Here is a 19,200-nt window from a genome sequence, read left to right as displayed (position 1 = left end):
TTGGTTCCGGCCTCCGGTCTTGGTTCCGGCCTCCGGTCTTGGTTCCGGCCTCCGGTCTTGGTTCCGGCCTCCGGTCTTGGTTCCGGCCTCCGGTCTTGGTTCCGGCCTCCGGTCTCGGCTCCGGCCTCCGGTCTTGGTTCCGGCCTCCGGTCTCGGCTCCGGCCTCCGGTCTTAGCTCCGGTCTCCGTCTTGGCTCCGGTTCCGGCCCCAGCCCCGACCCCAGCCTCGCGCGACGGCGATCGGATCGACCTTGCGGATGTCGTCGCCCGGCGCCGTGAGGCCCTTCATGGGCTCCGTGCCGGCCTCGTCGTACGGCCAGGCCGGGCTGGACGCCGGTCGCAGGGCGGGTCAGAGCTTCGTCGGGCTGATCGCGGTCGGGGTCGCACCGGAGCCGCGCAGTCCGCCTGTGTCACCACACCCCACGACGGTCACCCCCAGCAGGACCACGAGGGCCGCGGTGAGAGCGGTACGGACGGGGCGACGGGGTGGCACGGTGCTCCTGGGGCCTGGGGCCTGGGGCCTGGGGCCTGGGGCCTGGGGCCTGGGGCCTGGGGCCTGGGGTCGACAGTGGGCCCGTACACCCTCCCGTACATTCCCCGTCACTCGGCCAGTTCCTCCAGCAACCGGGCCGTCGCCAGCCCCGCCCGCAGGTAGTCGACGAACAGCTCGTTGTGCAACGCCCAGGGCGAGCGGCGGGCGCGGATGAGCCGGATCGCCTCGTCTGCGGTGCTGCCTTGGTGGACCAGCGCGTGCGCCACGACCAGCCCCGAGCGGTTGTACCCGTGGTAGCAGCGAACGAGCACCTCGCGGCCCCCGTCCAGCGCCTCGGCCGCGGCCCGCGCGAGCCGGATCACCCCCGCGAGCTGCGTGCCGTCCAGAGGGCCGTCGGGAATCGGCCACACATGGTGCTCGACCCCCGGGTCCGGCCCATGCCCAGGCAGCCCGATCAGCGTCTGCACAAGATCGAACTCGTCCCGTACGACCGCGAACTCGACCTGCCCCGAGCGGCCCCTGAACTCGTGTCCGCCCATCCACAGGCCCGGCACGATCTCATTCCACGGACTGTCCGGAACCGGTACGTCGGGCTGCTTCCTGCGGGTACGCACGGCGCCTCCCCAACTACCCTCCGGGCCGGTCTCAAAGGTAACCGGGTTCTTGCCCCTGAAGCACCCCGCCTGTTCCCATGGTCGAGGGGTGATGACGCATGAACGGACTACGCGTCGTACCGACCTGGCGGCACGGCCAGGAGCGGCTGTACGTCTGCCTCATGGACGGAAGGAACGTCGCCTGGTACGACCGTGAGGCGGCCCGGATCAACCTGCTCAGCGAGGACCGCAGAGCGGATGTCCTCGAAGCGCTGGGCCCCTTCCTGACGGGCCCGGTCACGGTCGGACCGCCCCCGGTCCCGACCCCGGCGGAGCTGGCACGTCTGTCGCTCCACCCCGACGACGACCTGGCCCCGAACCGCCCCGGCGAGGCCCTCCTGGTCGCCCTCGACCGCGACCCGGGCCCGCCCCACCGGCTCCGCCCGGACCCGCGACGCCGGGCCCTGCTGGCCGAGCAGGTGGTGGGCGAGGCCCTGGACCGCCTCGACGGCGCGGGCTGGCACACCCTGCACTCGATCCCACTGCCGGGCGGCGACCGCCTCCACCACCTGCTGATCGGCCCCGGCGGCCTCTTCGCCGTCCATGCGCTGTACGCCCGCAAGCAGCGCGTCCTACTGGCCGACCCGATGGTCACCCTGGGCCGCCACGAGCCCTACCCCCTGCTCCGCCGGGTCCGCGCCGCCGCCGACCGAGCGTCGTACGCCCTGACGGCGGAGGTCCACCCGATCCTGGCCCTGACGGCCCAGGCAACCATCTCGGCGGCGGCACCGCCACGCGAGGTCCGGGTACTCCAGGACACGGACCTGCCGTCCCTGGCCAGACTGGGAGGAGTCCTGAAACCGGCGGACGTGGAGGCGCTGCACGCGATGGCCCGGGACCGGAACACGTGGGGGAGGGTGTGAATCCGTCCCGTCCGTAGCTGGAGGGCAGCCGCCATACGTGCCCTGGCTGCGGGCAGTCGTGCCGCTGGGGCGATGGGGGTCCCCCCGCTCGAGCGAAGCCGAGAGTGGGGGAGGGTGGGCGCAGCGGCACCCCGCAAGCGCGGGCGAGCGAAAACCCTGCACTGCAGCGGACGGCGCTCGCACGGCACCGCCTCGCCGCCCTCACGGCGTCAGGGCAGCACACGCCCCTCACCGAGCAACGACACCATCAGATCCCCAAACTCCCGCACCCGCGCAACAACATCCCCCGCCCGAAATACCAACTCCCGCACCCCCCGACACCCTTCAACCTCCTCCCACGTAACCGGAGCGGAAACAGTCGGCTCACCCCCCACCCGCACGGTGTACGGCGCCGCCGTAGTCTTTCGCGCAGCGTTCTGACTCCAGTCCACGAACACCTTCCCCGCCCGCAGACTCCGCGTCATCCGATGCACCACCAGCCGAGGCAACTCCCGCTCCGCCTCCACGGCCAGCCCCTTCGCATACTCGGACGCCCGCGCGGAAGACGCCCCGCGCACGGCCGCCAGCAGATGCAACCCCTTCGCCCCGGACGTCTTGGCGTGCGCCTCGATCCCGTCCACAGCGAGCCGCTCCCGCAGCCACAGGGCGACCTCACAGCACTGCACGACCGTCGCCGGCGGCCCGGGATCGAGGTCGAAGACGAGCCGGTCCGCCTCCCCGGGCGCCCCGATCACCCACTGAGGCGTGTGGAACTCGGTGACGAGATTCGCCGCCCACATGAGTGAGGCGAGGTCCTGCACCAGCACCATCCGCGCCGGCCCCTCCGACCGAGGCACCTCGGCGGTCGTGACCCACTCGGGCGTACCCGACGGCACGTTCTTGGTGAAGAAGACCTGCCCGTCCGGCCCGTCGGGATATCGCAGGAACGACACGGGCCGGTCCCGAAGATGAGGCAGCAGTACGTCGGCCACGGTCGCGTAGTAGTGCAGCAACTCGCCCTTGGTGAAGCCGGTGGCCGGATACAGCACCTTGTCCAGGTTGCTGAGAGCGATCCGTCGCCCCTCCACCTCGGTGATAGGCGTCATACGATGACAATTGCAGAGGTCTCGTAACAAAACATCACAAACACTCACCCGTCTATCGGACTGAAGGGTGCCGCACGTGAGATCCATATGGAACGGCGCCATCTCCTTCGGCCTCGTCAGTATCCCGATCAAGCTGGTGAACGCCACCGAGAGCCATGCGATCTCCTTCCGCCAGATCCACACCGAGGACGGCGGCCGCATCCGCTACCGCAAGGTCTGCGAACTGGAGGACCGTGAGGTCAGCGGCGCGGAGATCGGCAAGGGGTACGAGGGTGCGGACGGCACGATCATCCCGGTCACGGATGAGGACCTGGCCCACCTGCCGATCCCGACCGCCCGCACGATCGAGATCGTGGCCTTCGTCCCGGCCGACCGGATCGACCCGCTCCAGATGGACGCGGCGTACTATCTCGCGGCGGGCGGCGCCCAGGCCGCGAAGCCGTACACCCTGCTGCGGGAGGCGCTGAAGCGCAGCAACAAGGTCGCGATCGCCAAGTACGCGCTGCGCGGCCGGGAGCGGCTGGGCATGCTGCGGGTGGTCGGGGACGCGATCGCGATGCACGGCCTCCTCTGGCCGGACGAGGTCCGCGCCCCCGAGGGCGTCGCCCCAGACACGGACGTCACGGTCCGGGACAAGGAACTCGACCTGGCGGACGCCCTGATGGACACCCTCGGCGAGGTCGACCTGGAGGACCTGCACGACGAGTACCGCCAGGCCCTGGAGGAGGTCATCGCCGCGAAGGTCTCAGGCGAGGCACCCCCCGAAACCCCCGCCGCGGCCCCCGCGGGCAAGGTCCTGGACCTGATGGCGGCGCTGGAGAAGAGCGTGCGGGCGGCGAAGGAGTCCCGGGGCGAGGAGCCCGCACCCGAGGAGACGGCCGAGATCACCCCAATAGACAAGAAGCCGACATCCAGGACAAAGAAGACGGCAGCATCCCAGAAGAAGTCCACCGCCCAGTCGGCACAGTCCACGCAGAAGAAGACGGCTTCCAGGACGACGAAGACGACAGCGAAGTCCACGACGGGCTCGACCGCCAAGTCCCCCTCAAGGGCGGCCTCGAAGCAGACCGCCGCGAAGAAGGCGACGCCCCGCAAGCGCACGGCTTGAACGGCCCGGCCGCTGGAAAGGTGAGCGTGAGTGCCGTACACCCCGCCGCGGTAGCGCAAGGACGAGAAGCCGCGTCAGCCGGTGCCTGGGAGGCACCGGCTGATCGGATCCAATTCCCCTACCGGAGGTGCCCATCGTGGCAATCTCGCCCCTCTGTAATTCCTCCCGGAGGAGGATTACATAAAGGCTCGCTGCCACATCCCCCGGAGAGGATGGGCGGCCCACCGGTTGGATATCCACATCCAATCGATCTCGGCATGGCACCGGCAAGTAGTTTGTGGGCGTATCACTCGAACAGGTGAGGATAATCGTTTCACCTTCGCTGCATGTCCAGCCTGCCTGGGGTTTTATCGCGTTCACCTCCGCCGGAAACGTGGGCCACGGCCGTACTCAAGGCGAAAGGTGGCCGTTTTTCGTCTGCCCGTAACTGTTCAGGAAAACAGCCTCCCGTATATCCGGGGATTGCGGTATGCGGTGCGCTCGGCGATGCCCGAGCCCGAGAAAGTCCGGATTTCTCGGCATGACACAACAAGGGCTTTGCGTGACGCCGGAGCCTGCTCCCCGGCACGGCGCCGCTCCGGGTGGCGAGGCGGGAGGCTCGGCGACGCCCTGCCGGCGAGAGGGGTCTGGCCTGGGCTTTTTCAGCACTGCAGAGGGGCGCCACAAGGCAGATTTACTCCATTCGGGTGACTTGGCTGACCGCCTCTTGTCACTCGATCGGATGTATGGGTCACTGAGAGTGCGAAACCGGCGGGCTGCCCATCCCCGAGCCGGGGGAACATCGCAACGGGCAGCGCCTGCCGGTTTTTCCCGTGCCCAGGGAATCGGCACAGGCGGTTGTGCGCCTGGGGCCGGATGTCGGGGCCTGTGCCCGTTCGTCCACGCCGGGCCCGGCAGCACTTCTGAGCCCGTGTTCCCCTCCGCACGGTCGGTCAAAGGCTGACAGCGTCCGTCGTCAGCGGTGGCTTGCTGCGCTGTGCAGCGGCGAGCAGAACATGACCATTCCGCCGGCTCCTCGCATGTCCTCGGCGAAGAACAACTCCCGCCTGGCCATCACAGAAGAAGGAGTGTCCCCATGCCCATTTCTCCCAACCAGGGTTCGACCGGCGGAGGCACGCTGGTGACCATCACCGGCACCAACTTGTCCAACACCAGCGCTGTGACGTTCGGTACGCGTCCGGCCACGAGCGTCACCAATGTCTCGCCGACCCAGGTCACCGCCATCTCACCGTCGGGTACCGGCACCGTTCAGGTCACGGTGACGACACCGGGCGGAAACAGCAACCCGGTGCCGTTCTTCTACGTCGGCGCCCCGTTCAAGTCCTCCCTGGTCAGCAGCGCCGGGCCGTTGGTCGGCGGCAACACCATCACCATCAACGGCACCGGCCTGTCCACGGCGACCAGTGTGTCCTTCGGCGGCGTCACCGCCACTCCGACGGTGATCTCCGACACGTCCCTCAGCGTCGTGGTGCCCGCGGGTGGGGCCGCCGGACCGGTGGCCGTGAGTGTGACCACCGCGGGCGGCACCAACAACGGCCTGTCCTACACCTACATCGACGACCCCACGATCGGCACCATCTCCCCGACCTCGGGTCCCGCCTCCGGTGGAACGGCGCTGACCGTCACGGGCACCAACCTCGACAGCACCACCTCGGTCACGTTCGACGGTGCGGCCGCACCGTTCTCCGTCATCAACGCCACCACCCTGTCGGTGGTGACCCCGTCCGGCACCGCAGGCCCCGCCGACGTCGTGGTCACCAACCCGGCCGCGTCCGCCACCGCGGTCGCCGGCTACACCTACGTCTCCAGCCCCAGCCTCTGAACCAGCAGCCGTCGTAGGCGGAGGCGTTCCATCCCCGTCCGGGCCACCAGGTGCTCCTGGATGCCCGGACGGGCTTGAGCACTGACCCAACCCCAGTACTGGCACCCGTACTTGAACCGTTCTGTATGCAGTGCCGACCGCAGCGGTGCGTGAGGAGTTTCAGCCATGGCCGTCCCTGTCCTGTCCTCGATCAGTCCCAGCCAGGGACCGTCCTCCGGCGGGACCACCGTCACCCTGATCGGTACCGGCTTCACAGGCGTGACGGCCGTCCGCTTCGGCAGCCTTGCCGCCACCTCGTTCACCCCCGCCGGAAGCACGCAGATCATCGCGGTGGCTCCCCCTGGCGCCGGCACGGTCACTGTCACCGTCACCACCGGCGAAGGCGCCACCACCCAGCCGGTCACCTACACCTATGTCGGGGCGCCCGCCGTCACCGCTCTGACTCCCGTTCAAGGTCTGGTCTCCGGTGGCACGGTGGTCACCGTGACCGGGACCAACCTGTCCGGGGCCACGGCAGTTCGTTTCGACACGACGGCGGCGGCTTCGTTCACGGTCAACTCGGCCACTCAGATCACCGCCGTCACCCCTGCCCACCCGGCCGGTGCCGCCCCCGTCACGGTCACCACCGCCGGTGGCACCAGCAACCCCGACAACCCCGCCGCCTACTTCTACTACGCTCCGCCACCCTCGGTGACCGACGTCGCGCCCTCTTCCGGAACGACAGCGGGCGGCACCACCGTGACCCTCTCGGGCAGTGGATTCCTCAACGCGACGACGGTTCGTTTCGACACGACGGCGGCGGGTTCGTTCACGGTCAACTCGGCCACGCAGATCACCGCCGTCACCCCTACCCGCTCGGCCGGTGCCGCCCCCGTCACGGTCATAACCCCCGGCGGCGTCAGCAACCCTGGCAGCTACCTCTACCTTGCCGCGCCCACCCTCACCGCCCTGACCCCCGGCCAGGGCCCCACATACGCCGGACGCATCATCACCCTGACCGGAACCGGCCTCACCACCACCATCGGCGTCCAGTTCGGCACCGCCCCCGCGGCTTTCACCGTGCTGTCCCCCACCCAGATCACCGCCCTCGTCCCCGCGGGCTCTGCCGGAACCGTCACCGTGACCGTGACCACGACCGCCGGCGTCAGCAACGGTCTGACCTACACCCGCATCACCGGCCCTGCCATCTGACGTACGTGTCGGTCGAAGAAACACCCTGTATGCGCGGGAGTATCTTCATTTGCTCGTGTCATATCACCATCGCGGACGCAATGTGCGATTTCCTCTTCTCGTTCTCCTTGATCGCATACACGGTGGAAGGCGTGGTGGTTGTCGATGCGAAGTAACGCGGTTTCACCGCTGATCCTGGCAGCGGTGAGCCTCGGACTGGCCTGCGAGCTCTCTGGGCCCGCAGCCGCAGTTCAGGGGCCAGCGTTCACCGCACCATCAGTGGCTGCGGCCGCAAACACACGGGGCTACGCGTCCCGGGCGGCGGTTGACGGGATCGTCACGGCTGCGACCGGCCTGACCATCCGCGCCCTGCCGACCACCGACTCCGCCGGTCTGGGCAGCTACGCCGAAGGAGCCCGGGTCAGCATCTCGTGCAAGACGTCCGGTCAGAACGTCGACGGAAACACAACGTGGTACAAGCTCGCAGACCGCTCCGGCTGGGTGTCCGCCCGCTACGTCCGCGTCGCAAGCCCCGTACCGTCGTGCGGCGAATTGGGCGCAGGACCCACGGGGCCACAGGGGCCCACGGGCCCGCAGGGTGTGACAGGTTCGACGGGTCCCCAGGGCGTGGCGGGGTCTACGGGTCCGCAGGGTGTGACAGGTTCGACGGGGCCACAGGGGATTGCCGGGGTCACTGGGCCTCAGGGGGAGAGTGGGTCGACAGGTCCGTATGGAGGGACTGGGCCGACGGGTCCTCAGGGTGACACGGGGGTTTCCGGTGTGGCGGGGCCGACGGGTCCCTCGGGTACCGCCAACATCACTCAGGTAATGGGAAGCCCATCGTCATTGGGGCCAGGCCAGACAACCGCTCTGGTGGCCGTCTGCCCGTTGGCCAGTCAGAAGGCGGTCGCCGGCGGGTGGATGGGGGGAAACGAGGTCATCCCCGTCAACAGCTACCAGAGCATGAGCTCGGGCCACGAGAGCTGGACCATCAACTTCCACAACAACTCGACCACTCAGGGCTATCTCCTCACCCCCATCGTCTACTGCGCGTCGTGACCTCACACACCACCTCGACGCCTGGATCCCTCGCGGCATGACACCACTCAGCCGCCGCCGCAGGCCCCGCTGCAGTCCTGCAGTACTGGGGAGTAGACGGTCACCCCGTAGTAGGCGCGGTGCCCCGCAGAGGGCCTGCCGTGGTGACGAGGCCGCCACGGCAGGCACAGCCCGGCTCGACACTCCGGCGATCATGTCGCGGTGCGGATCGAGTTTCACGAGAGCCGTCTCGACCACTGTCCGACACAACGGCTCTCGTCGATGCCGGCACTGCCGGCCAAGAAGTCGACATCCGCGACAAAGGAGACAGCCGCGAAGAGGTCACAACCACGCAAGCGAATGGCCTGACCCGCAACTGCCCGAACGTTGCGGCCAACATGGCGGTACTTCCATGTAATCCGCACATGCTCCACGACGTGGGAACAAGTGAGTAACCATGCGAAGCAGCGACATGTGGGTGGTCCGGGAAGGCGTGTAACGCGATAACGCCCGCAAACGCAGATGCTGGAAGAAGTGGGTTGGTTTCCGAGGCTGAGTCTCATCGCCTGGGCAACCTGTCGACAGCACGATGCGTCAGATCGGATTTCTCGTGAGCAATATCGACCCCGTTTCCGGATACCCGACGTACGACCAGCCGCCGCCCAGGCCGGAACGCCCCGCGGGCAACCAGTCCACCGCGCGGCGGACAGCCCTGGTGATCAGCACGATCGCCGACGTCGCGGCCGCACTGCTGGGCCTGTGGATCCTGCTCTTCCTGCTCGACGCGAACCAGGCGAACGCGTTCGTCCGGTTCATCCACGGGACAGCGGACTGGCTGGGCGGCTGGGCACAGGACATTTTCACAATGGATACAGAGGGTCTACGCGTCTTCCTCAATTACGGCCTCCCGGCTGTTGTGTATTTGCTGATCGGCCACGGAATCGCGGCTCGCCTCAACAGGGCCTGAAGACGACACGGGCACGCCCGGCCACGGAAGGACGACCGGCACAGTGACAAGCAGGCCCCCCGAAAACAATCACCATCACCTGCCGATATATGAAGGCTTGGTGCGTGAATGCGGTGATGCCGTGGCGGAAGCACGCAGAGCGGCGGAACTCCTGATGCGACACGACCCGTCCCACCCGTACCCACCGCCCGGCCACAGCGTGGGCTCGCCTCAGGCGGTCAGCCGGCAGCACCGATGAACTCGCACTAGGCGTTTCCGGCACACCTGTCCGGGCCGACCGGGCCGAAGGTCCCAGGAGCGTCGGGCCCGATCATCGCCTTCCGCCACTCGTCGAGAGCGACCTCCTCGGCGTCACTGCGGGCACCGTCCGCAGGTGGGGGCCGCTCGTGAACGAGAGCTGGGCCGGGGGCCACAGAAGCGGCACCCCGGCCCCGGCCTCGATGGGCGGTCTACTTCAGGGCGTAGGCCCGGTTGATGGTCTGGACGGTTCGGTTGCCCGACGCGTCCCACACCTCGGTCCGCAGGGTCACGTACCCGTCGGTGTCTGCTCTCTTCGGGTGGCGAACGGTTGCCTGGGAAGGAGTTGCCGTCCATGCGACATATGTCGACCGACTTCCCCGGATCCGTGCCGGAGAGTTCACCGAGCGTTTCCGCCGGGCGGCAGCCACAGGTCGACTACGCGCTGACCGAACGCGGTCGCTCGCTGCTCCGGGTCGTCCGCGACTTGGCCGGCTGGGCCGACGGCCATGCGGAGGAGATCAGCGTGTCCCGCGCCGAGTACGACGCCCGGGGGGAATAACCTCCGGGGCGCTGTACCTGTGGGACCGATTGAGCTGCACGGTCGTGGCTAGGGCTGAGGTGTTGGCGGGGCGCAGAAGCGTTGTTGATTGCTTGCCGCCCATACACGGCAGTCGGCCAAGCGGGCAGCAACCCAGGGATCGCCGACCAGATAGTCAGGCAGTCGGGTCTCTTCATCAATGGTCGCTGCAGCAAGCTGCTTAGCGGTAAGCCCGTCGGTTTCCCGGAGATCTGCGCCACTGAGATCCGCCTCAAAGAAGTTCGTTCCATTCAGGAGAGCGCCTCGTAGGTCAACCCTGCACAATGCAGCTCGGTCGCATCGTGCATTGACAAGCCATGCAAAGCACATATCTGCATTATTGAGAATAGTGCGTTTCATGTTCACGCCTCGTAGATCAGCTCTGCGAAGGTCCGCCGAGGTAAGGAACATCCACTCCAGGCGTGGCGGAGATTCGAACTCGAAATGGCGCAGACTGAGCCCGGCAAGGTTCGTATGGCGAAGGTCGACGCGACGGGGTTCATTTCGCTTTGGGCGACGCGCCAAGGCTTCAACTGCTGCCTGTATGTCAGCGGAGAGTTCAACTTCCCAGTCGGGCGCGGTTCGCAGTCCATTTCGCAACTCAGGAAAAGCTGACGGTTCGCGCGTCGCGCCCCTGTGGGTGTTATTTCGGACGAACCCCGCCAGCACCTTCACGACCGCTGCATGGTCTACCGCCGACTCCGATAGCACGTGTTCAAGACTGTAGACAGATCCCAAGCGCACTTCGAGTTTGTCCGAGGCGAGATTCTCGACCGCGGCCCGAAACCTCTCGGTCACCTGACCCCGACGGGACAGCAGGTAGGTACGTGCCGTGTAGGCAAGGCTGGCGAAGACTGTCGCTCCGGCTATGGCGGCGAGCAGTGTCTGACGCACGGTGTTTATGGCATCTGCGCGATCTTTGCCGGAAAGACGCTGCACAGTCTTACCGGCCACCAGCCATGAGATCGGCCCCAAGATCACTAATATGACGCCCAAGACGAAGAGAGATGCGACGACTGCTGCTGCCACCCGACGTTGGTTCCTACCCCATCTGACCCCGATGGCCCACGCTGCAGCTGCTCTTCTCCGCAACTCCACAACGCCCCCTGTCGCAGCGAACCAGTTGCCGATCATTTCGCGAAACGTCGGGTGTCAACAAGGGCGTCGCCATCGAGAGGGGACATGGCACAGAGCGACCATGATCACGGGTCCCTTATCGCAGGTCTGTCGCGATGTCGGGGCGCTGACTACTGGCCGACTCGGGTGGCCGGCCTCGGAACAGCCGCAGGACCTCACCGAGGTGGAGCGGACCGCGGGACGCCTGGAAGACACCGTCTTCCACCTTCGTCATGATCAAGATCTAGTCCAGGTCCGCCTGCCAGAGGTCGGGGCCGAAATACCTCGTACCGGATGTCCTGCGGCGCGACGCCCCGCTCGAGCAAGCTGCTGCGCACACCTTGGAGGAGGTCACCGAACTCATCCGCGCCCGCGTAGTCGCGTTGAGCCTGCAAGAGGCGATGCTGCCCGCTCCTCGCCCGGTTGGACGCCATCCGGTGGCCGTGCGCTACCGGCCGGCCGTCGGCGCGCTGTACGTGGGCGGTGACTGGTACGACCTGGTCGATCTGCCCGGTGAACGGCTCGGGGTCGCCGTGGGCGACGTGGTCGGTCACGGGCTGTCCGCGGCGGGCGTCATGGGGCAACTGCGCAGCGCGCTCAGCGCCGCCTCCCGCGCCGCCCACGGTCCCGCCCGGGCCCTGGAAGTCCTCGAGCTGTACGCACGCTCCGTCGCCGGCGCCGAGAACGCCACAGTGGCCAACGCGTTCGTCGACTGGGACACCCACGACATCACCTACAGCAGCGCCGGCCACCCCCCGCCGGCCCTTCTGCAAAGCGACGGCACCGTCGAGTTCCTGGACCAGGCCACCGACCCCCCACTCGGCGCCTGTCCTCAACCTGCCCCCCGGCTGCAGGCCACCGTGCCCTTCGCCGAGGGCGCATGCCTCGTGCTGTACACCGACGGCTTGGTCGAACGCCGCGGTGAAGACATCGACACCGGCCTCGCGCGGCTCGCCGGCTCCCTGGCCCGCCACCAGAGAGCCGACCCCGAAACCCTCGCCGACGCCCTGCTGGCCGACCTGCTCCCGCCCGACGGCGTCACCGACGACACCGCCCTCGTCGTCGTGCGCCTATGACCCGGCCCGCCACGTCCGCAGCAGCGCGCTCAGTCGGGCCACAACTGATCATCGGCGGCGGTGACCTGCGGCCGCTCCATCGATCATGGCTCTGACGCGTAAATACGAACCGGCGTGGGCAAAACCGCAGGTAGCTGACCTCGCCTCCTACGTCGCCACCCCGCGGCGTGGTGTTGATCAAGGGCTACGGGGCGTTCGTCGTACCCATTTACCCGCCCCACGGCGGGCGGCGAAGCCGCCCTGGGTCGCTGACCTGCGGCGGAGTTCGTCAGAGGGTGGCAGCGACACAGACTGTGTCGGAGGTGTGTCGCGGACAAGGGTCGGACCGCCCGTCCAGAGCGGCCTGACAGCTCGTCGTCGGCATCCGCAGGGCGTTCGGCGACCCACCTGACAGTTTCAAGCGCCCGCGTCGGGTTGCCGGGGGACCGCTCCGCGTTTGAACTGGTGGGGGGTGCACGGTGCCGATCGGTGTGGTGCTCCTGGCTGGCAGACCAGGGGATGAGGGCGGAGGTGCTTTCCATGCCCCACGGCGACGTGCTCATGATTATTGACGAGGGTGGGCGGGTGACCGAATGGCGACGTCACGCTGAGGAGCTGTTCGGGTGGTCCGCTGAGGAGGCTGTCGGCCAGTCCGTCGCCACGCTGATGCGCGACGTCGATACCACCGACTGGCGCAGGGATGCCTTCTCCGATGTGCCCCCAGTGCTGGTCAAGCCGGAGCTGTGTGGCTCTTCTGTCGTTTGGCGGGTATGCGCAGTGACGGAGGCCGTTTCACAGCCGGAGGACGTGGCGGTGTTGAAGGCCCTGTTCACCCAGTCCCCCGTGGGCCTGCATGTCTTCGACGATCAGCTGCGTGTGGTCCGCATGAACACCGCCACCCGCGGGCTGCGCGATACGCCAGTGGGAGACCTGCTCGGTAAGCGCTTCACCGAGGTGTACGAACTGGATGACCTCGAGGAACAGCTCGCGGTGGCTCAGAGAGTCCTGGAGAGCGGCGAGCCGGTGTTGAACCGGCTCGTCCGGGGTGTCGAGGCTCCGGGCGTGCACAGGCGCCGCATCTACTCCGTCTCCCTTTTTCGTCTAGAGGGCGGCGACGGGACTGTACTCGGTTTGCTGGCGTCCGCGGTCGACGTCACCGAGCGTGAGAACGCGCAGAGACGCCTGGCTCTTCTGGACGCGGTTCGCGCCCGGGTGGGTCGGCGGCTGGACGTGCTCGCAGTGTGCCGAGAGCTGGTGGACGCGGTGGTGCCGGCCTTCACGGGTATCGCCGTTGTCGAGGTCATCGAGGGTGTCGTCCGTGGAGAGGAGCCTCCACTGGTCCCCGTCCCCCAGGACGTTCCGCTGCGCCGGACGGCCTTCCGTGGGCGGATATCGGCGTACCCGGTCGGGGACGTGCGCCCCCTGCCATCCGGCACCCCCTACTCGGGCGTGCTGTCCGACCTTCGCCCGCGCCTTGTCCCGATCGACGAGGACAGCTCGTGGCTCGCCGCCGACCCGGCCCGTGCCAACTCCATCAGGCAATCCGAGGCCCATTCTCTTATCACGGCACCGCTGGTTTTGCGCGGCCATGCTCTGGGCGTGGTCAGTTTCTACCGCCACCAGCAAGAAGACCCCTTCGAGGAGGAGGACCTGCAGCTGGCGTCCGACGTGTGCGCACACGCCGCTCTCTGTATCGACAACGCCCGCCGCTACAACCGTGAGCGGACCATCGCAGCAACCCTCCAGCGCAGGCTTCTTCCCCAGCAACCGGACACACCGAGTTCCGTGGAGGTCTGCCAGCTGCACCTTCCTGGTCCGGAGGGCGGCGGCGCCTGGTTCGACGCGATCGCGCTGCCCGGCGCACGGACCGCGCTGGTTGTCGGCGAGGTCGCCGGACGCGGCATCACGGCGGCTGTCACGATGGGACAACTCCGCACGTCCCTCCACTCACTCGCCCCTTTGGATCTGGGCCCTGATGAACTGCTGGCCCGGCTGAACGACACCGCGGTTCGCCTCGCAGCCGAACGCGCCGCGCTGCCGCCCGGGGATCCTCTTCACCGGGAGCCGCTCACTGCCGGCTGCGTCATCGCGATCTACGACCCGGTCGCTCTGACTTGCACCATCGCCCGCGCCGGCCTTCCGGAGCCGGTCGCTCTCTTCCCCGACGGCACGTCGGACACCTTGCGCGTTGCTCCCGGCCCCTTCCTCGCAGGAACAGGCAACGCGCCATTTCCCGCAACAACCGTCGGTCTCCCCGAAGGGGCCACCCTGGAGATGGCCACGTCTTCGATCGCAGACAAAGTACTGGCGGGGCCCCTGCGCCCGCTGCTGGACAACGCCGGCGCGCGGAGCCTGCCAGACCTGCGCGATGCCATCGCGGACGCGCTCAGACGCTGCCGCCCGACGGACGAGGCACTGCTGCTGCTCGCCCGTATCAAAGCGCTTCCCGCAGATCAGGTTTTGACGCTCGCCCTGCCCGCGGACCCCGAGGCCGCACCGATCGCGCGCGCAGCAGCACGGCACCAGCTGGAAGCCTGGGGTGTGGACGAGGAGGCCGCGTTCACCAACGAACTCATCGTCAGCGAACTCGTCGGCAACGCTGTCCGCTACGGCGCTCCACCCCTGCAACTACGACTGATCTTCGACCGGATGCTGACCAGCGAGGTCAGCGACTCGGCTACCAGCGTTCCACAGGTGAAACACGCCCGCACTATCGACGAGACAGGCCGAGGACTGTTCATCATCGCCACCCTCGCGGACCAGTGGGGTGCCCGATACGGGGATCAGGGAAAGACCGTCTGGGCGCAGCAGCCAACAGGGGTGCCCCCAAGCGGTGCCGTTCCGAGGGACCTGCGACAGAGCGTTCCGTGACTCACCCAGGAACACGACTGTGGCACGCGGCGACACCGCTTCAAGACTTCGATCCATTGCAGCTTCCGCCGTAGAACTCCGTAGCCGCATCGGTCGTGACAGGCAGCCCATGGTCGCTGAAGTCCACGGCCGTTGATGAGTCAGACGAAGATGTCAGCTGCCGAAAAGCTCGCCGGCTCCGTCATCCGCCGGGCGTGGGGCGGTCCGCGCACCGCTGACGTCGTAGCGTCACCCACGGGCAGGCGCGTGTACGACCACTGGCACACGCGCCTGACGAAGGGGTTCAACGACGGGATCCCGCCCGACCAGGTGGCGGAATGGGCCGGGAACATCGTCCAGGTGCTGCTGGCCATCTACGCCCGATGAGTCACGGGCAGCTTCCAGATCTGCAGAAGCGGCTCGAAGCCGCCGGGGGTCTGCCCCGAGCTGCCGGCTGATTCCCCAGCCGAGAACTTCGACACGTATTCGACACAGCGACCCGCAAGAACTCGGTGGCAGCGGACAGTCCCGGAGCCTTCCCTTGATCGTCGCAGGAGTGCCCGGGGGTCGGGTCGAGGGCCACCCGCTCTGACCAGCAAAAGGGCCCTCCCAACGGGAGAGCTCTCAGCGGCGCCCCCGGCAGGACTGGAACCTGCGGCCAAGCGCGTAGAAGGTGTGGGCGGCGGCCCGGACCGAGCACTCCGGATCCGGGCCACCTTGCGCTGATGCTTGCTGACGTCCGGCCGGGTCCGAACTGGTTGCCGTCAGCGCTGCCGTCACCGCCGTCGGCGAGACGGCGACGTGACAGAGGTTGGAGCGCCACTAGCGAGCGCTCGTCGGTCATGCGTTGTTGGGTGTATGGGTGATGGCCAGCAGCGCCATGTCGTCAGTTGTCTGGCCCCCGATGTGCCGGACCACGTCGGCAAGCAGGGCGTCAAGGAGGGCATCCGGGCCGGGATACCGATGTCCCGTGAACCTGCCGACAGGGTCGTAGAAGGTGCCCGTCTCGTCCCGGGCTTCGGTGAGTCCATCGGTGTAGAGCAGCAGACTTGCCCCTTCGGGGAACGTCACCGTGTCGACGCACTCAGCGTCGACACCGAGGGCGGCCAGGCCCAGGGGCAAACCTGGCCGACCGGGCTCGACGTACTGCACTGTGTCTCCCAGGAACAGCAGAGGCGCCGGGTGCCCGCGGTTGACCAACCGAACTTCGTTTCCCCGCCGGGGGAATTCTGCCAACACGCCTGTGACGAACCCTTCAAGCTCAGTCAGGCCCCCTGACTGCTGAGCCTCGAGGACGACGGCCCGCTCCAGCCGTTCCACGAGGCCGGTCAGGCTGGGCTCCTGCAGGGCTGCCTCTCGGAAAGTCCCGATGCCGACCGCGACCGCCCTGACTGCTCCCATCCCCTTGCCACGCACATCGCCGATCACGCAGCGCACGCCGAACGGAGTGTCGACCACCGCGTAGAGGTCCCCGCCGATCTGCGCATCCGTCTGAGCAGCCTCGTATCGTGCGGCGAAGCGCAGCGGACCGATTCTCTCCGGCGGGTGCGGCAGGACGGCACGCTGAACAGCGGCGGCAATATCGCGTACGGACTGCAGCTGCATTTTTCGGTGGTACAAGAGGCGATTGAGGAAGGCCGCGATCACGGTCACTGTCGCAACCATGCCCAGCTCGCTGAACGCGACCGCACTCCGGCGATAGCCGAAATAACGGAACATGGCCCAGTCGAGGAGGAACGCACTCACGCCAGTGAGGACGGTACCGCGCAGGGACAGCAGGGGGGCGGCCGCCAAGACCGCAGCCGCGTAGAGGGCCGCAGCGCTGACGGTGCGTGGCGTGCCGAGGTCCATCGACACGGCGAAGAGGAGCAGGATGGCCGGCAGCAGGCGGCTCCGCTTTCCCACCCACTTCCACACTCCCAGCCTTGCCACGTGTTGCTCCCGACGTCGACTGGGCTCCTGGCCAGCTCAGGCTAACTGCCCGCCCGCCCGCCCCGCTCTCTCACCTCACTCTGCTCGCCCATGCCGCGTCCCACCACACGGTGGCCGTCACCCAACCGGGGTACGCCATCGAGAATCATGCAAATTCCGCCAGAAGCACCTCCGCCCGCGGCTTGCAGCCCCTCAGTACGACGGAGTGGCCCCTCCGCAGTCGGGCAGCTTTGCCGGCCACTGAAGGTTCCGGGTGCGCCCTTCGGGTGTTTGACCGGCGAGGGCCCTGATCTGCACCCTTATTGATCACCACGACAGCGGTGCATGTTTCTGCCGACTGATCCCCGTCGAGGGAGGGCCCGGGTTCGGAGCGGAGTCAGGAGGAGCCGGGAGACCGTCGGGTCGGAGGTCATCAGCCCGAACACGCCCGGCTCGGCCCGCAGCATGCCCACGTCCGATCACGTCTCAGACGCCAGCCCACGTGAAAGCTCGAGGCTGGTTGCAGGTGTGCTCCTGCCGCGTCGTCCGCTTTGCGGCCACAGTGATCCTGTGGCCGCAATGGCCCCTCCCGCTGGACGTTCCGGGGACCAGCGCGGAGAGATGTCAGCCTCGGCGGAAGAAGCTGTGCACGGTCGAGTTCAGATCTGGGCGAGGCCGCCATCGACGAAGAGTTCGGCTCCCGTGGTGAAGGAGCTCTGGTCCGAGGCGAGAAAAACAGCTGCGGCGGCGACTTCGTCGGCACTGCCCATCCGGCCGAGCGGAATCATCGTCGTGAGTGTGTCCGCCAGTTGCTGTTCGCCCTGTGCCGGGTTTCCCAGGCCACGGATGCCTGGGGTCTCGATGGGGCCGGGGCTGATGGCGTTGACCCGGATGCCACGGGGCGCGAGCTCGGCGGCCCAGGTGCGGGCCAGGTTGCGGTCGGCTGCCTTGGTGGCGCTATAGACGCCCATCGCCTCGAAACCCTTCGATGCATTGATGGAGGAGAGCACGATCACCGAGGCTCCGTCCGGGAGCAGCGGAAGCGCCCTCTGGACGGTGAAGAGGGTGCCCTTGACATTGACGCCGAAGGTCTTGTCGAACTGCTCTTCGGTGATTTCCCCCAGTCGGGCGAGTTCGGCGACTCCGGCATTGGCCACGACGACGTCCAGCCGTCCGCTGAGCTCCTCGATGGCGGCGAAGAGCCGGTCGAGATCGTCGAGATGAGAGACATCGCTCTGGACGCCGATGGCCCGTTCGCCGACGGTTTCCACGGCCGCGTCCAGTTCGGCCTTGCGTCGGCCGGTGATGTAAACGGTGGCGCCTTCGTCGGCGAACCGGCGAGCGATGGCCAGGCCGATCCCGGTCGAGCCACCGGTTACCAGGGTCACCTTCTCATCGAGCAGTCCCATGATGTCCACTTCCTTGAAGTATCTCGTTTCATTACATCTGGGATCTTTCACTGCATCTGGTAGCGCTGACCCATGCGGCGGGTATTCCTGCGGGTGACGACCTCCGATGGCAAACTGTCGGACTTCGACGGCGCAGGGGATGGACCCGTGGGTGTTGGCCAGCCCAAACACTCCGAGGATCGAACGTGTGAACGACGGCTCGCCGTCTCGTCTGGAGCTGCTGCACTTCGCGCGCCGTGTCGTGGTCCAGCAGGCGACGGCGGACCTGGCGCAGCTCGACCGGTGGATTACCGATGAGCAGCGCCGGGAGGCCGAGCGCCGCCGCGGTGAGGAGTTGCGGCCGCCTCCGCCTGAGTGGTTGGTCGAGCGGGGCCTCAACAAGAACAACCTGGTCGCCGTGCGGGTGGGCGACTGCTGGACGGTCGTCAAGAGCAGCCGGTGTGTCGGTGTCACGCGGGCGCAGGCGCTGGATGCGCTGCGGCAGCAGGTGCCGGTCTGCACGCACTGCCGTGCTGATACCGCGCTCGGCTTCATGGCGTAGGCCGCAGGGCGGGCCGGGTGCCGCAGGAGCTTCCTGTGGAATTTACCAAAAACCTATTGACTCATGACATATGGCGCGCATCCTGGTTACTAGGCCATAACACCGAAAGAGTCGCAAAGTCGATGAGGACGTCTAGTCGGCGGAGTGACTTGGACAGGATGTGGTTTAGGCCCCCGGCAAGCCGGCGCGATACCGAGACGACAGTGACGACTGAAGCTTCAGGACACGCGCAGCACTACCGGGGACTGTTTTGCCCTCGGAGCCTTCGCGCGGGCCGGGCGCCGGTGCGAAGGCTCTGGCACG

17 protein-coding genes and 1 pseudogene are annotated in these 19,200 nt (G+C 67.5%); 11 read left to right on the top strand and 7 right to left on the bottom strand.

Translation table 11 applies throughout. From position 1 onward, the window contains the following. Positions 1–348 precede the first annotated feature (348 nt). Both ACFYXB_RS16350 and ACFYXB_RS16345 read right to left on the bottom strand, forming a co-directional pair. Entirely contained in the window at positions 349–492 is a 144-nt protein-coding gene (locus tag ACFYXB_RS16350; RefSeq protein WP_389582422.1) for a hypothetical protein, read from the bottom strand. Positions 493–599: 107 nt separating this feature from the next. Then, entirely contained in the window at positions 600–1,106 is a 507-nt protein-coding gene (locus ACFYXB_RS16345) for a protein phosphatase (RefSeq protein ID WP_351364441.1), read from the bottom strand. Positions 1,107–1,204: 98 nt separating this feature from the next. Here ACFYXB_RS16345 and ACFYXB_RS16340 point away from each other — a divergent pair, with 98 nt between their 5' ends. Continuing rightward, positions 1,205–2,008, top strand: coding sequence for a nuclease-related domain-containing protein (locus ACFYXB_RS16340; protein ID WP_389582419.1), 804 nt, complete (start codon positions 1,205–1,207; stop codon positions 2,006–2,008). 209 nt (positions 2,009–2,217) lie between these two features. Here the strand turns inward: ACFYXB_RS16340 and ligD are convergent, their stop codons facing one another. Beyond that, positions 2,218–3,093, bottom strand: coding sequence for a non-homologous end-joining DNA ligase (gene ligD / locus ACFYXB_RS16335; RefSeq protein ID WP_389582416.1), 876 nt, complete (start codon positions 3,091–3,093; stop codon positions 2,218–2,220). A 67-nt stretch (positions 3,094–3,160) separates the two neighbouring features. Between ligD and ACFYXB_RS16330 the strand changes: the two genes are divergently transcribed. From ACFYXB_RS16330 to ACFYXB_RS16305, 6 genes are all read left to right on the top strand, one after another. Beyond that, entirely contained in the window at positions 3,161–4,201 is a 1,041-nt protein-coding gene (locus ACFYXB_RS16330) for a Ku protein (RefSeq protein ID WP_389582413.1), read from the top strand. A gap of 1,075 nt (positions 4,202–5,276) precedes the next feature. After that, positions 5,277–6,023 carry an IPT/TIG domain-containing protein gene (locus ACFYXB_RS16325; protein ID WP_389582411.1) on the top strand — a complete coding sequence of 249 codons (747 nt, stop codon included), beginning with the start codon at positions 5,277–5,279 and terminating at the stop codon, positions 6,021–6,023. 165 nt (positions 6,024–6,188) lie between these two features. Beyond that, positions 6,189–7,214 (top strand): IPT/TIG domain-containing protein, encoded by a 1,026-nt coding sequence (locus ACFYXB_RS16320; protein WP_389582409.1) that lies wholly within the window; start codon positions 6,189–6,191, stop codon positions 7,212–7,214. Positions 7,215–8,081: 867 nt separating this feature from the next. After that, complete coding sequence (locus ACFYXB_RS16315) at positions 8,082–8,252, top strand: hypothetical protein (protein WP_389582406.1); 171 nt, start codon at positions 8,082–8,084, stop codon at positions 8,250–8,252. 589 nt (positions 8,253–8,841) lie between these two features. Then, positions 8,842–9,198, top strand: a complete 357-nt coding sequence (locus ACFYXB_RS16310) for a hypothetical protein (protein ID WP_351365838.1) — start codon at positions 8,842–8,844, stop codon at positions 9,196–9,198. Positions 9,199–9,790: 592 nt separating this feature from the next. After that, positions 9,791–9,997, top strand: coding sequence for a winged helix-turn-helix transcriptional regulator (locus ACFYXB_RS16305; RefSeq protein WP_389582403.1), 207 nt, complete (start codon positions 9,791–9,793; stop codon positions 9,995–9,997). Positions 9,998–10,045: 48 nt separating this feature from the next. On the opposite strand, the gene ACFYXB_RS16300 is transcribed toward ACFYXB_RS16305, so the two are convergent. Beyond that, positions 10,046–11,044 carry a pentapeptide repeat-containing protein gene (locus tag ACFYXB_RS16300; RefSeq protein ID WP_389582400.1) on the bottom strand — a complete coding sequence of 333 codons (999 nt, stop codon included), beginning with the start codon at positions 11,042–11,044 and terminating at the stop codon, positions 10,046–10,048. Positions 11,045–11,228: 184 nt separating this feature from the next. After that, positions 11,229–11,366: a hypothetical protein gene (locus ACFYXB_RS16295; RefSeq protein ID WP_389582397.1), complete on the bottom strand. Its 138-nt coding sequence runs from the start codon at positions 11,364–11,366 to the stop codon at positions 11,229–11,231. 97 nt (positions 11,367–11,463) lie between these two features. Between ACFYXB_RS16295 and ACFYXB_RS16290 the strand changes: the two are divergent. The 3 genes and pseudogenes from ACFYXB_RS16290 to ACFYXB_RS16280 form a co-directional block, all read left to right on the top strand. Continuing rightward, positions 11,464–12,207, top strand: a pseudogene (locus tag ACFYXB_RS16290) (PP2C family protein-serine/threonine phosphatase); the annotation flags it as partial. A gap of 519 nt (positions 12,208–12,726) precedes the next feature. Further along, positions 12,727–15,057: a SpoIIE family protein phosphatase gene (locus ACFYXB_RS16285; RefSeq protein WP_389582394.1), complete on the top strand. Its 2,331-nt coding sequence runs from the start codon at positions 12,727–12,729 to the stop codon at positions 15,055–15,057. Positions 15,058–15,207: 150 nt separating this feature from the next. Next, positions 15,208–15,423: a hypothetical protein gene (locus tag ACFYXB_RS16280; protein WP_389582391.1), complete on the top strand. Its 216-nt coding sequence runs from the start codon at positions 15,208–15,210 to the stop codon at positions 15,421–15,423. Between the two features lie 453 nt (positions 15,424–15,876). Here ACFYXB_RS16280 and ACFYXB_RS16275 read toward each other — a convergent pair whose 3' ends face one another. Both ACFYXB_RS16275 and ACFYXB_RS16270 read right to left on the bottom strand, forming a co-directional pair. After that, positions 15,877–16,968 carry a PP2C family protein-serine/threonine phosphatase gene (locus ACFYXB_RS16275; protein WP_389582389.1) on the bottom strand — a complete coding sequence of 364 codons (1,092 nt, stop codon included), beginning with the start codon at positions 16,966–16,968 and terminating at the stop codon, positions 15,877–15,879. A gap of 638 nt (positions 16,969–17,606) precedes the next feature. Beyond that, complete coding sequence (locus ACFYXB_RS16270; RefSeq protein ID WP_389582613.1) at positions 17,607–18,356, bottom strand: SDR family NAD(P)-dependent oxidoreductase; 750 nt, start codon at positions 18,354–18,356, stop codon at positions 17,607–17,609. Between the two features lie 187 nt (positions 18,357–18,543). On the opposite strand from ACFYXB_RS16270, the gene ACFYXB_RS16265 reads away from it, so the two are divergent. After that, complete coding sequence (locus tag ACFYXB_RS16265; protein ID WP_351366161.1) at positions 18,544–18,897, top strand: DUF6233 domain-containing protein; 354 nt, start codon at positions 18,544–18,546, stop codon at positions 18,895–18,897. Positions 18,898–19,200 lie beyond the last annotated feature (303 nt).

It is taken from the genome of Streptomyces sp. NPDC002619, from assembly GCF_042889305.1.
In the GTDB taxonomy this organism is placed as follows: Bacteria; Actinomycetota; Actinomycetes; order Streptomycetales; family Streptomycetaceae; genus Streptomyces.
The sequence above is the reverse complement of the archived record's forward strand: the minus strand, read 5'-3'. Positions and strand labels throughout refer to the sequence as shown.

What these genes read in the sequence shown, in the direction of transcription:
- ACFYXB_RS16320 (WP_389582409.1), top strand. Translation starts at nt 6,189, where the DNA reads ATGGCCGTCCCTGTCCTGTCCTCGATCAGTCCCAGCCAGGGACCGTCC.
- ACFYXB_RS16280 (WP_389582391.1), top strand. Translation starts at nt 15,208, where the DNA reads ATGTCAGCTGCCGAAAAGCTCGCCGGCTCCGTCATCCGCCGGGCGTGG.
- ACFYXB_RS16325 (WP_389582411.1), top strand. Translation starts at nt 5,277, where the DNA reads ATGCCCATTTCTCCCAACCAGGGTTCGACCGGCGGAGGCACGCTGGTG.
- ACFYXB_RS16295 (WP_389582397.1), bottom strand. Translation starts at nt 11,366, where the DNA reads ATGACGAAGGTGGAAGACGGTGTCTTCCAGGCGTCCCGCGGTCCGCTC.
- ligD (WP_389582416.1), bottom strand. Translation starts at nt 3,093, where the DNA reads ATGACGCCTATCACCGAGGTGGAGGGGCGACGGATCGCTCTCAGCAAC.
- ACFYXB_RS16285 (WP_389582394.1), top strand. Translation starts at nt 12,727, where the DNA reads ATGCCCCACGGCGACGTGCTCATGATTATTGACGAGGGTGGGCGGGTG.
- ACFYXB_RS16305 (WP_389582403.1), top strand. Translation starts at nt 9,791, where the DNA reads ATGCGACATATGTCGACCGACTTCCCCGGATCCGTGCCGGAGAGTTCA.
- ACFYXB_RS16270 (WP_389582613.1), bottom strand. Translation starts at nt 18,356, where the DNA reads ATGGGACTGCTCGATGAGAAGGTGACCCTGGTAACCGGTGGCTCGACC.
- ACFYXB_RS16340 (WP_389582419.1), top strand. Translation starts at nt 1,205, where the DNA reads ATGAACGGACTACGCGTCGTACCGACCTGGCGGCACGGCCAGGAGCGG.